The organism is Flavobacterium aquidurense (genome assembly GCF_002217195.1).
In the GTDB taxonomy this organism is placed as follows: domain Bacteria; phylum Bacteroidota; class Bacteroidia; order Flavobacteriales; family Flavobacteriaceae; genus Flavobacterium; species Flavobacterium frigidimaris.
Window position 1 is genome coordinate 65,340 of the sequence record NZ_MUGR01000003.1, and the last position, 16,646, is coordinate 81,985.

General features: G+C 34.0%; 17 protein-coding genes. 11 read left to right on the forward strand and 6 right to left on the reverse strand.

The genetic code is table 11. The features are described from left to right. The first annotated feature begins 1 nt into the window (after position 1). From cydB to B0A67_RS02255, 5 genes are all read left to right on the forward strand, one after another. Positions 2-1,078 carry a cytochrome d ubiquinol oxidase subunit II gene (cydB, locus tag B0A67_RS02235; RefSeq protein WP_072963797.1) on the forward strand — a complete coding sequence of 359 codons (1,077 nt, stop codon included), beginning with the start codon at positions 2-4 and terminating at the stop codon, positions 1,076-1,078. Between the two features lie 222 nt (positions 1,079-1,300). Beyond that, complete coding sequence (locus B0A67_RS02240; RefSeq protein WP_072963800.1) at positions 1,301-2,086, forward strand: DUF1444 family protein; 786 nt, start codon at positions 1,301-1,303, stop codon at positions 2,084-2,086. 11 nt (positions 2,087-2,097) lie between these two features. Next, positions 2,098-2,505: a hypothetical protein gene (locus B0A67_RS02245; protein ID WP_072963803.1), complete on the forward strand. Its 408-nt coding sequence runs from the start codon at positions 2,098-2,100 to the stop codon at positions 2,503-2,505. Between the two features lie 278 nt (positions 2,506-2,783). Continuing rightward, positions 2,784-3,191, forward strand: coding sequence for a helix-turn-helix domain-containing protein (locus tag B0A67_RS02250; RefSeq protein ID WP_072963805.1), 408 nt, complete (start codon positions 2,784-2,786; stop codon positions 3,189-3,191). A gap of 440 nt (positions 3,192-3,631) precedes the next feature. Further along, positions 3,632-4,078, forward strand: a complete 447-nt coding sequence (locus tag B0A67_RS02255) for a GNAT family N-acetyltransferase (protein ID WP_072963806.1) — start codon at positions 3,632-3,634, stop codon at positions 4,076-4,078. Between the two features lie 131 nt (positions 4,079-4,209). Here the strand turns inward: B0A67_RS02255 and B0A67_RS02265 are convergent, their stop codons facing one another. Together B0A67_RS02265 and B0A67_RS02270 are read right to left on the reverse strand one after the other, a co-directional pair. Further along, on the reverse strand, positions 4,210-4,995 hold the full coding sequence (locus B0A67_RS02265) for a sulfite exporter TauE/SafE family protein (protein WP_072963811.1): 786 nt from the start codon (positions 4,993-4,995) through the stop codon (positions 4,210-4,212). 306 nt (positions 4,996-5,301) lie between these two features. Further along, on the reverse strand, positions 5,302-5,943 hold the full coding sequence (locus B0A67_RS02270) for a Crp/Fnr family transcriptional regulator (protein ID WP_072963813.1): 642 nt from the start codon (positions 5,941-5,943) through the stop codon (positions 5,302-5,304). A gap of 469 nt (positions 5,944-6,412) precedes the next feature. Between B0A67_RS02270 and B0A67_RS02275 the strand changes: the two genes are divergently transcribed. The 5 genes from B0A67_RS02275 to B0A67_RS02295 all read left to right on the forward strand — a co-directional run bounded on the left by B0A67_RS02275 (position 6,413) and on the right by B0A67_RS02295 (position 11,651). Then, on the forward strand, positions 6,413-6,724 hold the full coding sequence (locus B0A67_RS02275) for a rhodanese-like domain-containing protein (RefSeq protein ID WP_072963814.1): 312 nt from the start codon (positions 6,413-6,415) through the stop codon (positions 6,722-6,724). A gap of 78 nt (positions 6,725-6,802) precedes the next feature. Beyond that, a complete protein-coding gene (locus tag B0A67_RS02280; protein WP_072963816.1) occupies positions 6,803-8,383 on the forward strand; it encodes an NADP-dependent glyceraldehyde-3-phosphate dehydrogenase in 1,581 nt (526 codons plus the stop codon). Between the two features lie 191 nt (positions 8,384-8,574). Beyond that, on the forward strand, positions 8,575-10,446 hold the full coding sequence (locus B0A67_RS02285) for a M1 family metallopeptidase (RefSeq protein ID WP_072963818.1): 1,872 nt from the start codon (positions 8,575-8,577) through the stop codon (positions 10,444-10,446). Positions 10,447-10,456: 10 nt separating this feature from the next. After that, positions 10,457-10,849, forward strand: a complete 393-nt coding sequence (locus tag B0A67_RS02290) for an ACT domain-containing protein (protein ID WP_072963900.1) — start codon at positions 10,457-10,459, stop codon at positions 10,847-10,849. Positions 10,850-11,033: 184 nt separating this feature from the next. Beyond that, the gene (locus B0A67_RS02295; RefSeq protein WP_072963821.1) at positions 11,034-11,651 is read left to right on the forward strand and encodes a tetratricopeptide repeat protein; all 618 of its coding nucleotides are present in this window, start codon (positions 11,034-11,036) and stop codon (positions 11,649-11,651) included. Positions 11,652-11,705: 54 nt separating this feature from the next. Here the strand turns inward: B0A67_RS02295 and B0A67_RS02300 are convergent, their stop codons facing one another. Continuing rightward, entirely contained in the window at positions 11,706-12,269 is a 564-nt protein-coding gene (locus B0A67_RS02300) for an outer membrane beta-barrel protein (RefSeq protein ID WP_072963823.1), read from the reverse strand. 185 nt (positions 12,270-12,454) lie between these two features. Between B0A67_RS02300 and B0A67_RS02305 the strand changes: the two genes are divergently transcribed. Continuing rightward, positions 12,455-12,859: a GNAT family N-acetyltransferase gene (locus tag B0A67_RS02305; protein WP_072963825.1), complete on the forward strand. Its 405-nt coding sequence runs from the start codon at positions 12,455-12,457 to the stop codon at positions 12,857-12,859. Positions 12,860-13,067: 208 nt separating this feature from the next. On the opposite strand, the gene B0A67_RS02310 is transcribed toward B0A67_RS02305, so the two are convergent. The 3 genes from B0A67_RS02310 to B0A67_RS02320 form a co-directional block, all read right to left on the reverse strand. Then, positions 13,068-15,095, reverse strand: coding sequence for a TonB-copper family protein (locus B0A67_RS02310; protein ID WP_242670911.1), 2,028 nt, complete (start codon positions 15,093-15,095; stop codon positions 13,068-13,070). 29 nt (positions 15,096-15,124) lie between these two features. Continuing rightward, positions 15,125-15,976 (reverse strand): hypothetical protein, encoded by an 852-nt coding sequence (locus B0A67_RS02315; RefSeq protein ID WP_072963828.1) that lies wholly within the window; start codon positions 15,974-15,976, stop codon positions 15,125-15,127. Between the two features lie 79 nt (positions 15,977-16,055). After that, positions 16,056-16,424 carry a hypothetical protein gene (locus B0A67_RS02320; RefSeq protein ID WP_242670913.1) on the reverse strand — a complete coding sequence of 123 codons (369 nt, stop codon included), beginning with the start codon at positions 16,422-16,424 and terminating at the stop codon, positions 16,056-16,058. Between the last annotated feature and the right edge of the window lie 222 nt (positions 16,425-16,646).

Here is a 16,646-nt window from a genome sequence, read left to right on the forward strand (position 1 = left end):
TATGGAATTTTTTTGGTACGTAGTTTTAATGGGAATTCTGGCCGTTTATATTGTCTTAGACGGTTACGATTTTGGTGCAGGAATTATTCACTTATTTTTTGCCAAGACAGAGAAAGATAAAAAAGCAATTACAAGCGCTATTGGTCCGTTTTGGGATGCCAATGAAGTTTGGATCATTGCTGCGGGAGGTGTTTTGTTTTTTGCTTTCCCTACTTTATACGCTTCATCTTTTAGCGGATTTTATTTGCCGTTAATCATGATTTTATGGTTGTTGATTTTCCGTGCAATCGGTTTAGAAATGAGAGGACAAGTGCATCACCCCATGTGGGAAGCCATTTGGGATAAAGCTTTTGGAATCGCGAGTTTACTTTTGGCTTTATTTTTTGGGATTGCTTTGGGGAATATTGTTCGTGGTGTAAATCTGGGAATGGTAACCAACGGCGTTTCGACACAGGAAGCACATTTTTTCTTTTTGCCTTTGTGGAATCCAACTTTTAGTCCGCAAGCAAATGAATTGGGAATTATCGATTGGTTCACGTTATTTTTAGGAATTGTGAGTGTTGTTGCCCTGACCATTCATGGTGCCAACTGGGTTATTTATAAAACGAATTCATCTTTGAATCCGAAACTGAAAAATGTAGTTTTTAAACTTAATATTGTTTTACTGGTTCTGGTTTGTATTTCGTTGCAGATCTGGCATTTTATTGAGCCAAAACCGTTTCATAATTTCGTCGAGAATCCAATTCTTTGGTTTTTCCCGCTAATGACTTTTGTTGGAATTTTAGGTTTGTTTAAAGTTCGTTCCTGGCAAAAAGACGGAATGGGATTTTTGTTTTCGACTTTGTTTCTGGTGGGAGGTTTTGCCTCAACAGCCGTTTCGATTTTCCCGAATGTTTTGCCTTCAACTAATAATGTAAATCCGTCTTTAACCATTTACAATACTGCCGCAGGAGCATACGGATTGAATGCCGGAATGAGCTGGTTTTTTATTGCTTTGTTTCTGGTGATTATTTATTTTATTATTCAGTATAGGGTTTTTAGTGGAAAGATGGATGATGTGGGGTATGGGGAACATTAAGTTTTTTTGCCACAATCCGAGCCTGGCCAACAGGCGAAGCAATTGCCCAAATTTTCACGAATTAATTATATCACTAGCCGTTGGTTTTAACCAGCGGTTTTTTTTGTCCAAATTGTTGAGTATATTTGGCTAAAGCCAAGAAGGTTAGTTTCTTGACTTGCCGTGGGTTAAACCCACGGCAAGTCAAGAATTCAATTAATATTAATCGAAAAGATTAAAAGAATGTTTTTCAAAAAGAAATTATTATCAGAAGATGAATTTGCTAAGAAATTTGCAAAAGAATTACTTAAAAAGGTGAATGGTTTAAAAATCACTTCGATAAATAATCTAGAAATAGTATCGGAGTATAAAGGAGTAAATGACTATAAACATTTTTTAGATAATTGTTACTTAGAATATGTGGGGGAAGCAAAATTAATTAATGAAATAATTGGAAGGTACATAAATGCGGCTTATGAAATTTATTTGCCAAAGGAAAATGTAAATTCTGAAAGATTTTTTCCGATTGTTAAAGATAAAAGATTTATAAAAGGACTACATGACACGATTGTTGATTTTGAAAAAAGCCACATTTTTGAATCTTATAATGACGAGTTATTTGTTTTTTATGCAGAAGACAGAGAAAACACAATTCATTATCTTTCAAAAGATGATTTGAAGGAAATTAATTTTCCGATAGAGAATTTGCATAATAAAGCGATCCAAAATCTCTCAGATCAATTAGAGATGAATCGACATGGGGAAAATGGATATTTTATGATAACTGCTGGAGGAAATTATGAATCAAGTTTAATTTTATTAGACATTTGGTATCATGAAAATTTTGCTGTAAATGGTAATTTTGTGATTGGTATTCCTGCACGGGATATATTGTTTATTACCGGAAGTAAAGATTCAGAGAATTTGCATCGCCTTTACGACTCGGTAAAGAATATCAATGAAACAGGAGATCATATTGTTTCAGATAAGATTTTTGAATTAAGAAATGGAAAGTTTGAAGTCTTATAAATTTAAGCAGAATGAAAAGCGATAATTCAAAAAAGAATATTACAATTGCGGCTCTTAGACGTAAAATCATGAATCCGGAAGAGTGGATATATTCAAAGGCATACTTTGTAGGTGCAAATGTAGACTTTGATCTTGAGGAAAATGAACTATCAGTTTTTGAAGTGAAAAGTGTGAATGCCACAACACTTATAACAACACGTCGCATTATTGAGAAATCTAATGACAACATTGATTCTGTGAAGTTTGAGGATGTTGATAACGTGAGATATGATAATTTTAAAGGAGATCTAAATAAACCTCAGTTATCAATATTTAGAATTATTGATTTTCATGGAAAAGAATTCAGTTTTCAAATGGAAACGGGTAAAGCTTCTATTGGGCTTATAAATGCGATAAACACTTTGTTACGATTAAAATAGATTTAATAATAAATTAGAGCAAATTTTTTGCAATGACTACGATAGCGCGGATGTGCAATTCGTGCACGTTTCAATAATCACATATTATTTTTCTTTTATGGCGGAAATAGTTTGCGGGAACGGATTGCAAATCTGCACTATCTTTGAGTTTTAATCTTTATCAAAATTTAAAACTTTGACAAAGATTATTTAAAGCATGTAAACCGTACCTTACAAAAAAGAACCTGTATTTTACCACATCTATATTTTCTTAAAGAATTTTTAAATATCTTTGAACTATGAGCACAGCAACAAAACCAAAACATATCGGACGCAACATAAGCCGAATCAGAGAGCTTAAAGGAATGAAACAAGAGATTCTTGCAGAAGCAATTGGTGTAAGTCAACAAACTGTTTCCAGCATTGAAGGAAGTGAAGAAGTTGATAATAAAAGACTTGTGGAAATTGCAAAAGCGCTTGAAGTTACGGTAGAAGCGATTGAAAATTTTTCGGAAGAAAGTATTATCACTTATTTTAACACATTTAATGAATCTGTTTCAGGCAGTTTTATAACAAATAATGCTTGTACTTTCAATCCTTTAGATAAAATGGTTGAACTTTACGAACGTTTGGTTCTTGCTGAAAAAGAATTAGTTCAGGCCGAAAAAGGAAAAGTAGAATATCTTGAAAAGCTATTGAACAAATAGGCCGAAGGTCTAAAATCACTAGCGTAGTGCATCGCACTACGAACTAAAATAAAAGCAAATAGACATAAAAGTACAGGTTGCTTCTTAGAAAATACATATAACGCACAATGAAGTTTTTCTTTGCGGTTAAGCTTTCGCCCTTTCAGGGCTAAATAACAATCGTTTTTATTCATAGTGCTTCGCACCATGCTATTGCTAAAGCTCTTTCAGAGCGATGCGTCGACTACTTTTTTTTAAATCTGTGCTTTCTTTCTTCTCTTTCTAAAACCCTTAAATCAGATAAGAATTGATTTACAGGAAAATATTTTGTTGATGCACTTACTACAGAATGTTGTTTTTGACGTTGTAAATACTGGATGATCCAGTTTTGTATAAACTGGACTGTAAATGATTTTGCTCTTTGGGATACTTTCGCTTTTTAATCAAAATATTTAAAAGCTATGGATTACAAAATCAAAAAAGCAAGTATCGAAGAACTTGACCAAGCAGCAGCACTTTTTAATCTTTATCGTGTTTTTTACCGCCAGGAATCTGATGTCGAAAAAGGAAAAGCATTTCTTAAAGAACGATTATTAAACAATGAATCTGATATCTTTTTAGTAATTGTAGACGAAAAAGCGGTGGGCTTTGTGCAGCTCTATAAATTATTTCATTACACAAAATTGCAAAAGCAATGGCTGTTAAGCGATCTTTTTGTGCATCCGGATTATCGAGGCAAAGGACTTTCGGTAGCCTTAATTGACCGAAGTAAACAATGGTGTGAGGAAACAAATGCCTGCGGTTTGATGCTGGAAACAGAAAAAACAAACGATATAGGCAACACTTTATACCCGCGTTGCGGATTTGAATATGACGGATTGCATAATTATTATCATTGGTGGAAATAAAGAACAAAGAACAAAGAATAAAGAATAAAGAATGGGGAAGCAGTAATTGGTTCCCCATTTTTGGTTTTAATCTACAAATTAAAGTTATAAAAAAAATTGCCGAATCTGCTAAATCTGCGAGAAAACAAAACTTAAAACAAAACCTCTTTGGTAATAATATAAAATCCCATCACTAAAACAAACCAGCCAAAAATGGGTTTGAGTTTGGTACCGTCGATTTTTTTCGAAAGCTGGCTTCCAATTATCATTCCGATAAGTGCCATTGCAGAAACACTTAATAAAAAGGGATAATTTATAGGAGTTCCTATATATAAATCGCCTCCAAAACCTATCGATGAATTGATCGTAATTATCAACAATGATGTTCCTACGGCTTGTTTCATGGGTAAATTGGCGAAAAAGAGCAGGGCAGGAATAATTAGAAATCCACCGCCGGCACCCAGAAATCCGGTTATGATCCCAACTATAAAACCTATTATGCCTAGTTGGGTATAATTCGTTTCTGTGACTTTTATTTCGGGTTTGTTTTTTCGGATCATCGAGATTGCCGCTGTGATCATCAATACCGAAAAGACAATCATAATCAGAAAATCTTTTGATACAGAATACGAAGCGATAGAAAATAGGGTAGAAGCAATTTGAGGAAATATAACTTCACGAATGATCAGAATCGAAATCACGGACGGAATTGCAAAATACAATGCCGATTTGAGTTTGAGATTTCCCATTTTATAATGACTGTAACTTCCAAACATAGCCGTTAATCCCACAATAAATAAGGAATAAGAAGTGGCCTGCTCCGGATTTACTTTAAACAAATACACTAAAATAGGAATGGTCAATATCGACCCGCCTCCACCAATTAAGCCCAGCGAAATCCCGATGATGATCGAAGCAAAATAACCTAAATATTCCATTGCATTTATTTTATACAAAGGTGCCTGGATAAAAAGAAATCTACAGTAACATTTATCACATAATAAAAATAAACACAAATTTCACGAATTTGCACAAATTGATTTGTCAGTTCGAGCGAAGTCGAGAACCCGCAAAGCATTTCGACTTCTCAATGTGACAACTGTTGTCTTTAAATATTAATTTTACCATTAAGATAGTAAGAAAGTTAAGCTTGATTTTTTTTATCTTAATATGTAAAGGGAATTAAGCAGCAAACCTTAATTTTTCTTAATCTCTTAATGGTTAAAGTAAAAAAAAACTTAGTGTTAATTCGTGAAATTCGTGTTTAATAACTCAATTTGGTTTCTGTTGAGTTTGACCAAACCTCGTTGTTCCATTTTTTTGAGTAATCTTGAGACGACTTCTCTGGAGGTATTTAATTCGGTTGCGATTTCCTGATGCGATAAATTTACTTCAGAACAGCCACAAGCATCAGAATGTCTTTTAAGGTAAAACTCTAAACGTTCGTCCATAGAACGGAAAGCGATATTATCGACTACTTCCAGCACTTCTTCAAATCGGCTTCTATACGTTTCGATGACAAATTCGTACCAGGTTCTGTGTTCCATCATCCATTTGTCCATCATTTGTAACGGAATCATCATCACCGAAACATCTTCGACAACTTTTGCCATGATTTGGCTTTTCTCACTTTTGGCGGTACAAATCATCGAAATCGCACAAGCTTGTCCGGGTTGCAGATAATACATTAAAAATTCGCCGCCATCTTCGCCCTCGCGATAGATTTTGATTTTTCCTTTGGTGATTAAAACCGTGTTTTTTATGTATTGTCCGGTTCGCATTAAAATGGTTCCGGCTTCAAAATCCTGCAGACTTCCGTTTTCTTCGATTGTCGAGATAAGTTCATTAGAAAAATTAGGAAATATATTTTTAAGTGAGTTTTGCATGGTTATTAGGTGGGTATTTATTGCCCACGGATTTTACAAATTGGACTGGTTTTTACAGATTTATTTTCTGCCATGAATTTCACGAATTAGCATAAACCAATTAGTGAAAATTAGTGCAATTCGTGGCGAACATTTTTAATCATTATAATCTTTTTATTAGTGACAAAAAAACGATTCGTGGCTTAACTTTTTTATCAAATAGAAATTAAAACATATGATTTATTACAAAGATAGCAGATTGAAATGGTATAAATTGTGAGAAAACTATTTTTAAGATGCATTTTATGTAAATGAAAAAATCCTATTTTCTATCGATTTTATAGACTGTATTTTTGAAAATAGTAAGTAAATTTGTATTTCACTGATTATAATACTTTCTCTAAAACGTTTTCTGAGAATAATAATCGAAATCGCATTTGGCACGTTTTTAATTAATAGAAACGTCGTAATTTTACAAAAAACAGATACTATGAATTTATCACAAGAAGATTGGGTTAATCAGCTTGCTGCTGACGAGAATGCAGTTATACTGGACGTAAGAACTGAAGACGAATTTAATGACGGTTATATCGAGAATGCCGTAAACATTGATATTAACAAAGGTCAGGGTTTTATTTACGAAATCGAAGAACTGGATAAAAATAAAAATTATTATGTGTATTGCCGTTCCGGAGCCAGAAGTGCAAAAGCATGTCAGATTATGAATGAATTAGGTATAAACAATGCCTATAATCTGCTTGGTGGAATCCTGGATTGGGAAGGCGAGACAATAAATCCATAAAAATAAACTAAAGAGGCGCAAAAAAGCCTCTTTTTTCTTTTAATATGCTAATAGTAACCAAACATAAATTACCAAATTATGAGTTTAATACCCGAAGAATATCAGATTAAAACACTTATAAACCAAGATACTTATCTTGTAAATGGCGAATTGAAACCCTGGACAGGACAAACGACTCCAGTGTTTTCTACGATTTCATCTACAGAAAAATATGCCCCGACTTTATTGGGATCGATTCCGTTTATGGCAGAAAAAGAAGCTGCTGAAGTGGTAGAAGCTGCCAATACTGCCTATAATAAAGGTCAGGGTTTATGGCCAACTATGAAAGTGGTGGACCGTATAAAATGCATGGAGAATTTCGTAAGACAAATGAAGGAAACCCGCGAGGAAGTGGTTAAGCTTTTGATGTGGGAAATTGGAAAAAACCTTGGCGATTCGCAAAAAGAATTTGACAGAACGGTTGAATATATTTATGATACTATTGACAGTTATAAAGAACTAAACGGACGCAGCGCACATTTTGAAAAAGTGCAGGGTGTAAATGCTATGATCCGCCGTGGGCCTCTTGGAGTGGTATTGTGTCTTGGACCTTACAATTATCCTCTTAATGAAACGTTCTCGTTGTTGATCCCGGCTTTAATTATGGGAAATACAGTAATCTTCAAACCGGCTAAACATGGTGTTTTATGTATCTCGCCATTATTAGAAGCATTTAGAAGCAGTTTTCCAAAAGGAGTTATCAATATTGTTTACGGTAGAGGCCGTGAAGTCGCTTCTCCGATCATGAAATCAGGAAAAATTGATGTTCTTGCCTTAATCGGAAACAGTAAATCTGCGATTGCGTTGCAGGATCAACATCCAAATAAAAACAGATTGCGTCTGATTTTAGGTTTAGAAGCTAAAAATCCGGCGATTATTTTACCGGATGCCGATTTAGATTTGGCAATTCAGGAATGTATTGCAGGAACTTTATCTTTCAACGGTCAGCGTTGTACAGCTTTAAAAGTATTATATGTACATGAATCTATTGTTGACGAGTTTAACAAACGTTTCTCTGAAAAAGTAGACGGTTTGGTATTTGGAAATCCATGGGAAAAAGGAGCTTCATTGACACCGCTTCCTGAAAGTGAGAAACCAAATTACATTCAGGGGCTAATTGATGATGCTACTCATAAAGGAGCAAAAATCCTGAACGAAAAAGGAGGCAAACATACTGATAATTATATTTTTCCGGCTGTTTTGTATCCTGTAAATAAAGATATGCGTGTATATCACGAAGAGCAATTTGGACCAGTAGTGCCTATTATTGCCTTTAAAGATATTAATGAGCCGCTAGAAGATATGGCTGAGTCTAACTACGGACAACAAGTAAGTTTGTTTGGTAAAGACATCAAGACTTTAGCACCGCTTATTGATGCTTTGGTAAATTTAGTTTGCAGAGTTAACCTGAATAGTTCTTGTCAGAGAGGCCCGGATGCGTTCCCGTTTACAGGTCGTAAAGATTCTGCAGTAGGAACATTAAGTATTCCGGATGCATTGCGCTCGTTCTCCATCCGTACGTTTGTAGCTTCAAAAGATATCGCTTATAATAATGAAATTTTGCAGGAATTGCTAAACAGCAAAGAATCGAATTTTATTAATACCGATTATATTTTGTAGTAATCAAGGTTATATATTAATTGTAGATGCCGTCTTTTTCTTTTTTTAGAATGAGGCGGTTTTTATTTTTAAGTTGTTTAAGATCAGGTTTTTTGTAAAATAATAAACTATAATTTTAAATTTGTGTAACATTAAGTTTGAAAAATCAACTTATGTTATAATCATTAATCATCAAAATCTTAAAACAACCTATGAAAAAACAATCACTTCAATTGCTGTTTATAGCGATTGTGTTTTTAGCCCAAAAAGGCTTTGCACAAGAACTTTATATGCCAAGAAATATTAAAGAATCATATGCTAATGCCGTTCGTTCTATGGATGGAAAGCCAGGTAAAAATTATTGGCAGAATCATGGTAAATACGCTATTGCACTGCAGGTAAATGCCGATACCAAAATAGTGAGCGGTACTGAAACTATCGTGTATGAAAACAATAGTAATGATACTTTAAAAAATTTACGAATCAGATTTGTAAATAATATTCATAAAAAATCCTCACCAAGAGCGGTACAAAATAGCGAAGGTTTTTTTACAGACGGATTGACAATTACAGCTTTAAAAATTGAAGGCGAAGTTTATAATGAAGATGGCAAAGACTGGGGAACAGTAGGAACTGTAAAAATGAAAAAGCCTTTGTCCCCGCATAGTAAAATCACAATTGATATCGACTGGAATTATCCATTATCTAAAGTTAGCGGAAGAGAGGGGCAAATAGATGACAGTACCTTTTTTGTAGCTTACAGTTACCCTCGTGTTTCTGTTTTTGATGATTATAATAGATGGGATGATTTGCCACATACTTCAGGTCAGGAATTTTATAATGATTTTAATGATTATGTATATTCGGTAAAAGCACCAAAAAATTATGTGGTTTACGGAACAGGGGATTTATTAAATCCGGATGAGGTTTTGCAGCCTGAGTTTGCTTCACGTCTCAAAAAATCTTACACAACAGATGAAGTTCTGCACATTGCCAATGAGCAGGAAATGAAAAGCGGTGTGGTCACGAAACAAAACGAATGGAATGTCTGGAAATTTGAAGCGAAGAATATCTCAGATGTTTGTTTTGGTTTAAGCGATCATTACTTATGGGATGCCGGCAGTGTTATTGTAGATCAAAAAACAAAGCGACGTTCGAGCATACAGGCAGCTTATGATGTAAAAGGAACTGATTTTGTAAACTCGATTAAAAACAATCAATATGCATTGGATTGGTTTTCTAATAACTGGCCGGGAATTCCGTACCCGTTTTCTAAAATGACCGCTTTTCAGGGTTTTGCCGATATGGAATATCCAATGATGTGCAACGACTCTCAAATGGGAGATCCGGTTTTTGCACAATTGGTTCAGGATCATGAAGTCGCGCATAGTTATTTTCCTTTTTATATGGGAATCAACGAAACGCGTTATGCCTTTATGGATGAAGGCTGGGCAACTACTTTTGAATATCTGATAGGAATTGCAGAACACGGGAAAGAAGCTGCCGATAAATTTTATAAAGAATTTCGCGTAGAGCAATACATAAACGATCCTTCTGCAGAAGAAGATCAGCCAATTATTACCATGTCATCACAATTGTCAGATTCAGGTTATGGCAATAATTCTTATGGCAAAGCATCACTTTCCTATATCGCTTTAAAAGATCTACTTGGTGACGATTTGTTCAAAAAATCACTTCACGCTTATATGGAAAACTGGAATGGTAAACATCCAATTCCGTGGGATTATTTTAATTCTTTCAATACCGCTTCGGGAAAAAATCTGAATTGGTTTTTTGATAACTGGTTTTTTACCAATAATTATATTGATCTTTCCGTTAAAAATGTTGCCAAAAATGTGGTTACAGTAGAAAATGTTGGAGGTTTTGCGATTCCGTTTGATGTTATTATTAAGTATGCAGATCATACAACAGAAACGATTCATCAAACGCCTGCTGCGTGGCAAGCCAATCAAAAACGTGCTGTAATCGCTTTAAAAAATAAAAAAGCGATCAGACAAGTAACAATCGATGGTGGTGTTTTTATGGATGCAACACCAAAGAATAATGTTTGGGCGTCTAAATAAATCATTAAATATGTCAGGAGAGAAAGATTTACAGCAATTGCTTAAAAGTATGAAACCGGAACATCATCTGGGTGATTATGTTTTTTGTAAAGTCGGAACTTTAGAAAAAATAAATATACATGAAGTTGAAATGTTCTTTAAAGAGAAAGAGGCGATTACCTTAATTCTTAAACAAGAAATTGCAGATAAATGGCAACTCGATTACTCGGTTGTAATGTCCTGGATAACGCTTACCGTTCATTCGTCATTAGAAGCGGTGGGTTTGACAGCGGCATTTTCGAAAGCACTTTCAGAAAAAGATATCAGTTGCAATGTTGTGGCTGCTTTTTATCACGATCATATTTTTGTCAATAAAAAAGACGCTGATACGGCAATGCAGATTTTGAATTCATTCTCGAATTAAATTCATTTTTTAATTTAGGCAATAGTAAGTAAACAGCATAGAAAAGGGGACTAATAATTTTAGATCCTCTTTTTTTTTTGTTTTTATAAGCAGGTTTTTTCTTTAAAATAAAATGAGGAAAACCGTAAAAATTATGAAATAAAAAACTAGGTTTGCAAAAAAAAACGAATAACCTACTATATTGATGAAAAAGCCACTTCTTTTTATTGTTTTATTAATTGTTTGTAAAAATTTTGCCCAGAATAATACAAACATCGCATTTCAGAAGAGCAGATATGAATTAGCAGTATCTTATTATGATAAAGCTGATTATAAGAAAGCTATTGATCTGTTTTATTTTGCCTCTAAAATTAAACCTGAAAATAAAATAGGTGTTGAGTCTGCTAAAAAAGTAGATACTTTGCAGCATATTTTAAGAGAAGAGATTATTACTCATGCTCTGGGAACCTGGAAAATGATTGGTGATAAACCCATTTGGGCAGTAAATCAAGCCAATGATTCTGTGGGAAAAGATGTTGAAGAGTTAGTTGAAATTAAGCAAAATGAGATTTTGTTTTACGAGAAAAGCAACAAAACACAGGAAAAAAAACTAATCAAATCAGAAGAATTAGTTTATTATGACGGAGGAGAAACCAACTCTTTATATTCAGATATTATTTTGTCTGATGGTACTGTCTGGCATTGTATAATTAATGAAAACTCAGATGAACTGCGTGTCATTAACGTTGGTAAAAAAGATACGAATGGTTTTGAGAAAATAACAAGCAATAATACGGAACGCTTTTATTCTAAAGTAGAATAATAAAAAAGGAATCTAATTTTAGATTCCTTTTTTTATATCCTGAAAAACGTTTGCTTACAAAAACTTATATCCAAGTGAGATATTAGAAACGGCAGTTTTTAGTTTTCTATTTGATGGGTCAATATCTGTAACACCGGCAAGATATCTGTAATCTAAGGTCAGTCTCCACAAATCGACACCAACTCCTCCAAGAATACTACTGTTGTTTTTTTCGATGGCAATAGGATTGAGGTTATTGTTCGTTTTTATATCAGAATAATTTTTCCAGTTGTATCCCGCAAAAATCCGAACATTTCCCAGTTTTCCTAAAGGAACCACTTTAAAACCAACAAGCAGCGTAGCATCAGTTCCTGATAATTGATATTCAGTTTCTGCAGTCCCTGTTTGAGCAACGCTAAACTTTGATTTAGCATACCCAAATTCTCCCTGACCATAAAAAAGTAATAGGTTCACCCTTACAAATCCTGCAGCGCCTATACCGGTTCCAGAGCTTTTTGAACTAAAATCATCAGAAAGCGGAGAAGTAATATTGTAAGAGAATTGAGGTCCGAATTGTATTAATTGTGCAAAACCATTTGCACTAATACCTAATAATACTGCTAAAATGAATTTTTTCATGTTTGTTTATTTAAATGATACGTAAAAGTAAGTATTATCTGTAATTGTATAAGGTAAAGTAGATTCTTTTTTTACTAAATTAAGATTTTAATTTTATATATAGTTGATATATAGTGTTTTATATGTGTGTTTTGTGCCGAAATCTAAAAAACTGTAAATTTGAATGTTTATAAAAGAGTAAATCAATGAATATTAAAAGAATAGAAGCCTCGCAAACCTGGCTAATCAGACATGAAGTGATGTGGCCGGATCAGCCTTTTGAATTTGTTCAGTTAGAAGAAGATAATTCAGGATTGCATTTTGGCGTTTTTGATCATGAAAAATTAGTTTCGATTGTGTCTTGTTTTATTACTGGTAATGAAATGCAGTTTAGAAAACTGGCGACTCTTGAAGAATATCAGGGAAAAGGAATTGCATCTCAGCTTTTGAATCATGTTTTTAAAATCGCAAAAGAAAAAGATCTTAAAAAAGTCTGGTGCAATGCCAGAACCAACAAAAAGTCTTTTTATGAGAAATTTGGAATGATAGATACGCATCAGACTTTTATTAAAGAAGGACAGGAATTTACGATAATGGAAATTTTGTGGTAGACGTATACGCACCAAATTAGTTTTTTCTAAACTGGAGGTGTAATTATTTTAACACATAGAAACATAGATTTTTTAAACTAAAAAAGGCGTTTCACTTATTTGAAATGCACAAAGCCAGCTATTAGAAAGAAAAAAACATCTCTTTATAGTTTTCTTTTGTATCCAAAATCTATATTTCTAGGTGTTTCATAAATTGTAGAAAGGATTTTTAAAATAAAACGTACGAAACATTTACAAAAAAGTTTCTTCCCTGTCTTGGGATTTTATTCCAGTCAGAGAATGTCGTATAGTATTTATCCAGAATATTTTCTACCCCAGCCTGAATGTTTAGTTTGTTTCCATTCCACGGGAAAGTGTAGCCGGAATTGAAATTGAAAATCACATAATCAGGTGTTTTGGTCTCGCCATAAGCAGCTGCGAATTTTGCCTGAGTCAGATTTCCGGAGGCTCCGAATCCTAAATTGAAGTTCTCTTTTTTAAATTGCAAACTCCCGGAATAACGCAACGGACTTATAAAGGGCAGATTGTTCCGGTTATCATCTTTGCCATAACTATAAACCAATAGCGTTTTAAGGTTCCAGTATTGCGCTATTTTATACTCTAAATTCAAATCGGTATTAAAAATTACAGCATAATTTATGGCATCGTACATTTTTACTCCTGAAGCTCCTATAGTCATGGGTTGTATGTTTGGGGCAATTTTTCCAATGATATAATCCTGAATATGAAAAAAGGATGAGGTTAGGTTTGATGTAAAACTTTCTGTTTTAAATCCAAAAGAGAGATTGGCCTCAAAAGACTTTTCGTTTTGCAGATTTGGATTTCCTATATAATCATAAAAATCATTACTGTTGTACAGATAATAACCATAACCTTCTGAAACAGATGGTGCTCTTTCTCCGTAAGCCAGACCAAAACCATATTCGAATTTGTCCTGATGTAAGATATAATTCCCCGAAAGACTTTTTAAAATACGATTTTTGGATGCAGTCATATCGGGATAAAAAATCTGAAGACTCTGTAGGCCAAATTCATCTGCGACTTTATTAGAATGTATCCCAATATTGGCAGCAACTTTGATATCTGCGTTTGAGGAAATCTGTATTCTGTCTTCGAGATACAAACCATTATAAAAAGTCCTGACATCAGGCCAGGTATACATAAACATAGGATTCTCTTTGGGATTACTTGGGTACATCGTCATTTCGGCAATCGATTTGTTATAAAAGCTGTTCAGGTTTGCCATGAAATGATGATTTTCATATTTCCCTTTTAGTTTAGAATAATATCCGTAAGTATCTGACCAGCCAGGCATATCCATATGAATAGGTACTTGCGGTCTTTTGGTATCATCCATTTTATGCGTGATGGTATTATAATACACTTTAGTTTCCCAATTCAAAAAATAAGAAGAAACGGGAGTATAGCTGTAGCGCAATGAAGTTATGGTAGCTTTTGCCAAAGCAACATCCATAGGCAGGGCAGGATAACCTACATCGGTAGCTTTATCATAAATTAGAGAACCTTCGATCAGACTTTTTTTGCCTAAATAAAAACCAGCTGTAGCAGAGAGATTGTATTTTGTAAATTGAGAAAAATTTATTTCTTCGTGATTTCCGGCTTTATAATTTCCGGCATCGCGATAGGTAAAATCACTATTTACATAAAAGGATTTATCGTTGTACCCAATCGAAGTTCCCAGAATTTTATGCTGATTATTGGTTTCGTAACCTGTTTTAAGAGCGCCCTTCCAGCCTAACTCTTTTTGATTAAGATTGGCCCGCTTCAGATCGATTGCTCCGCCAATTGTTGGTCCGTGACAGCTTCCTTGCTGGCCTGAAGCAATATTTGCTTCAGACAGGTTTGAAACCTCAACGTAAGAAGTTACAGGATCCATCTTGTCCGTACAAGCACCAAAGATCCGCATGCCATCTATTGTGATAACAGTTCTTTCGGTTGCCATGCTGTTAATAATGGGTTCCAGTGCGTATCCGCCTCTTCGTACCATAGTCACTTTTGACGATTGCTGCAGATATTCCTCAACGGTTGCAAGAGATTTTGGCTGTTTGAGATGTACTGGTGTTTTTTTGCTGATAACAATAATTTCATTCAGATCAACAGGAGCAATACTGTCTTTTTCTTTTTTCTGTGCCAGACAAATAGTTGAAAATGCTGCTAACAGAATTGTGGTTGTAATTTTCATAATACCATAAATAATAGGGCTAAGTGTGATCACTTAACCCTTTTTTGTTAGTAATAAAATGATTAAAATTCAACCTCAAAAAAGAGACTGCTTTGCAGATTTTCAGTAGTAAAATCTTCCCCTTTCAATACTTCGCCGGAAGCATTCAGGAGTTGCAGGTTTATTTTCCAATATCCGGTCATGGTCAGGGAAAGTTTACCGTTATAGGTTCCTCCTAATGATGATTGCAGCAAATCAGTATTGTTTGGTGAACTATGATTGCCCATACTTGGCATTCGGGGATCAATTTTTACTTTAAAATTATCAACTGCTGCAAAAGTCATCATATCCTGCATTTTATAAAGAGCAACAGTCATATTGTTTAAAGCTACTTTTGGTGTTTTCGGACTGATATAAGCTAAAATGTATCTTACACCGTCATTTCCTGTAAAAGAGTTTATGGTACGTTTTTGAGAAGCAGTTACAGCTATGTCAGATTTTGCACTGTACTTAATGTCATTGATGGTATAATTGATTTGCAGCTCCCATGCAGCAGTATCATTTTGAGCCATCTGAAAAATAATATCGCCGCCATATAAGGTTTGTTTGCCTGAAATTTTTTCGATTGAAGATCTTGGACAAGAATGTTGCATTTCAGACATATTCATGATGGGTGTCCAGTTAAGAGAAGCATTTGTAACAAATGTATTGGCAGCTTTATCTTTTATTCGTAACGAGATTTGATTGTAACCTTGTGTGAGTATTCCGGTTTCAGAATAAAGTTCAATGATATGAGTATCATTCGATAACTCCTTAATTTTTACAAGTCCTGAAGTTTCGTCAACGGGAGGTTCGGGAGCAGCATCATGATCAGATGAACAGGAAAAAAAAGTAATTGCCAGAATAAGAACAGATAAAAATTTAAAATTTTTCATAAGTATTAATTTAAAAAACAGAGAATAAATAGCTTATCGGTAGTAGTACCGATAAGGAAATGAATAAAAAGTCTGCGAATTAATACTGAAAAGCCGGCGGATGAAATATCGAAACGATAGTATAATGAGAATAAAGGTTATGAGGTAAAATGTCATTTTTTAGAATGGATGGTATCGCAAGCTTAAAATTAAAAGCGTTGATTTTTTCAATGAATAACAAATCAATTCCTGTAGTGAAGTTTTTTTTCTCTGATGAAGAAGAGTCGTTTTCTGTATTTTTTGCCAGTTCTTTTTTTAGATGACATTTTCCATTACATCCCAATTGAGGCTGTTTTCTGTTCTCACAAAGTTCCTTGGCAATATAATCATAATTGATAATATAGTTTAAAACCGGAAAAGCTGGTTTTAAAATTATCGTGATTAAAAATATATAAGCAAGAGTTTTCATTATGATCTGTAATAAACACAAATTTAAGCTCAACTTTTTCTGTAAAATATGATTCTTATCATGTAATTGTAACTTACGGTAGTCGGGCTTTAGAATTTGAAACTCTATATTTTAAAAGCGTGAAACTTTTTTTAATGAAGAACAGCAATTTGCAATATTCGAAATCTTAGTTACAGAACGTTCGATTAAATTCCGGAATAAAACATATCATGCCAAATGATT

What these genes read in the sequence shown, in the direction of transcription:
- cydB (WP_072963797.1), top strand. Translation starts at nt 2, where the DNA reads ATGGAATTTTTTTGGTACGTAGTTTTAATGGGAATTCTGGCCGTTTAT.
- B0A67_RS02240 (WP_072963800.1), top strand. Translation starts at nt 1,301, where the DNA reads ATGTTTTTCAAAAAGAAATTATTATCAGAAGATGAATTTGCTAAGAAA.
- B0A67_RS02245 (WP_072963803.1), top strand. Translation starts at nt 2,098, where the DNA reads ATGAAAAGCGATAATTCAAAAAAGAATATTACAATTGCGGCTCTTAGA.
- B0A67_RS02250 (WP_072963805.1), top strand. Translation starts at nt 2,784, where the DNA reads ATGAGCACAGCAACAAAACCAAAACATATCGGACGCAACATAAGCCGA.
- B0A67_RS02255 (WP_072963806.1), top strand. Translation starts at nt 3,632, where the DNA reads ATGGATTACAAAATCAAAAAAGCAAGTATCGAAGAACTTGACCAAGCA.
- B0A67_RS02265 (WP_072963811.1), bottom strand. Translation starts at nt 4,995, where the DNA reads ATGGAATATTTAGGTTATTTTGCTTCGATCATCATCGGGATTTCGCTG.
- B0A67_RS02270 (WP_072963813.1), bottom strand. Translation starts at nt 5,943, where the DNA reads ATGCAAAACTCACTTAAAAATATATTTCCTAATTTTTCTAATGAACTT.
- B0A67_RS02275 (WP_072963814.1), top strand. Translation starts at nt 6,413, where the DNA reads ATGAATTTATCACAAGAAGATTGGGTTAATCAGCTTGCTGCTGACGAG.
- B0A67_RS02280 (WP_072963816.1), top strand. Translation starts at nt 6,803, where the DNA reads ATGAGTTTAATACCCGAAGAATATCAGATTAAAACACTTATAAACCAA.
- B0A67_RS02285 (WP_072963818.1), top strand. Translation starts at nt 8,575, where the DNA reads ATGAAAAAACAATCACTTCAATTGCTGTTTATAGCGATTGTGTTTTTA.
- B0A67_RS02290 (WP_072963900.1), top strand. Translation starts at nt 10,457, where the DNA reads ATGTCAGGAGAGAAAGATTTACAGCAATTGCTTAAAAGTATGAAACCG.
- B0A67_RS02295 (WP_072963821.1), top strand. Translation starts at nt 11,034, where the DNA reads ATGAAAAAGCCACTTCTTTTTATTGTTTTATTAATTGTTTGTAAAAAT.
- B0A67_RS02300 (WP_072963823.1), bottom strand. Translation starts at nt 12,269, where the DNA reads ATGAAAAAATTCATTTTAGCAGTATTATTAGGTATTAGTGCAAATGGT.
- B0A67_RS02305 (WP_072963825.1), top strand. Translation starts at nt 12,455, where the DNA reads ATGAATATTAAAAGAATAGAAGCCTCGCAAACCTGGCTAATCAGACAT.
- B0A67_RS02315 (WP_072963828.1), bottom strand. Translation starts at nt 15,976, where the DNA reads ATGAAAAATTTTAAATTTTTATCTGTTCTTATTCTGGCAATTACTTTT.
- B0A67_RS02320 (WP_242670913.1), bottom strand. Translation starts at nt 16,424, where the DNA reads ATGAAAACTCTTGCTTATATATTTTTAATCACGATAATTTTAAAACCA.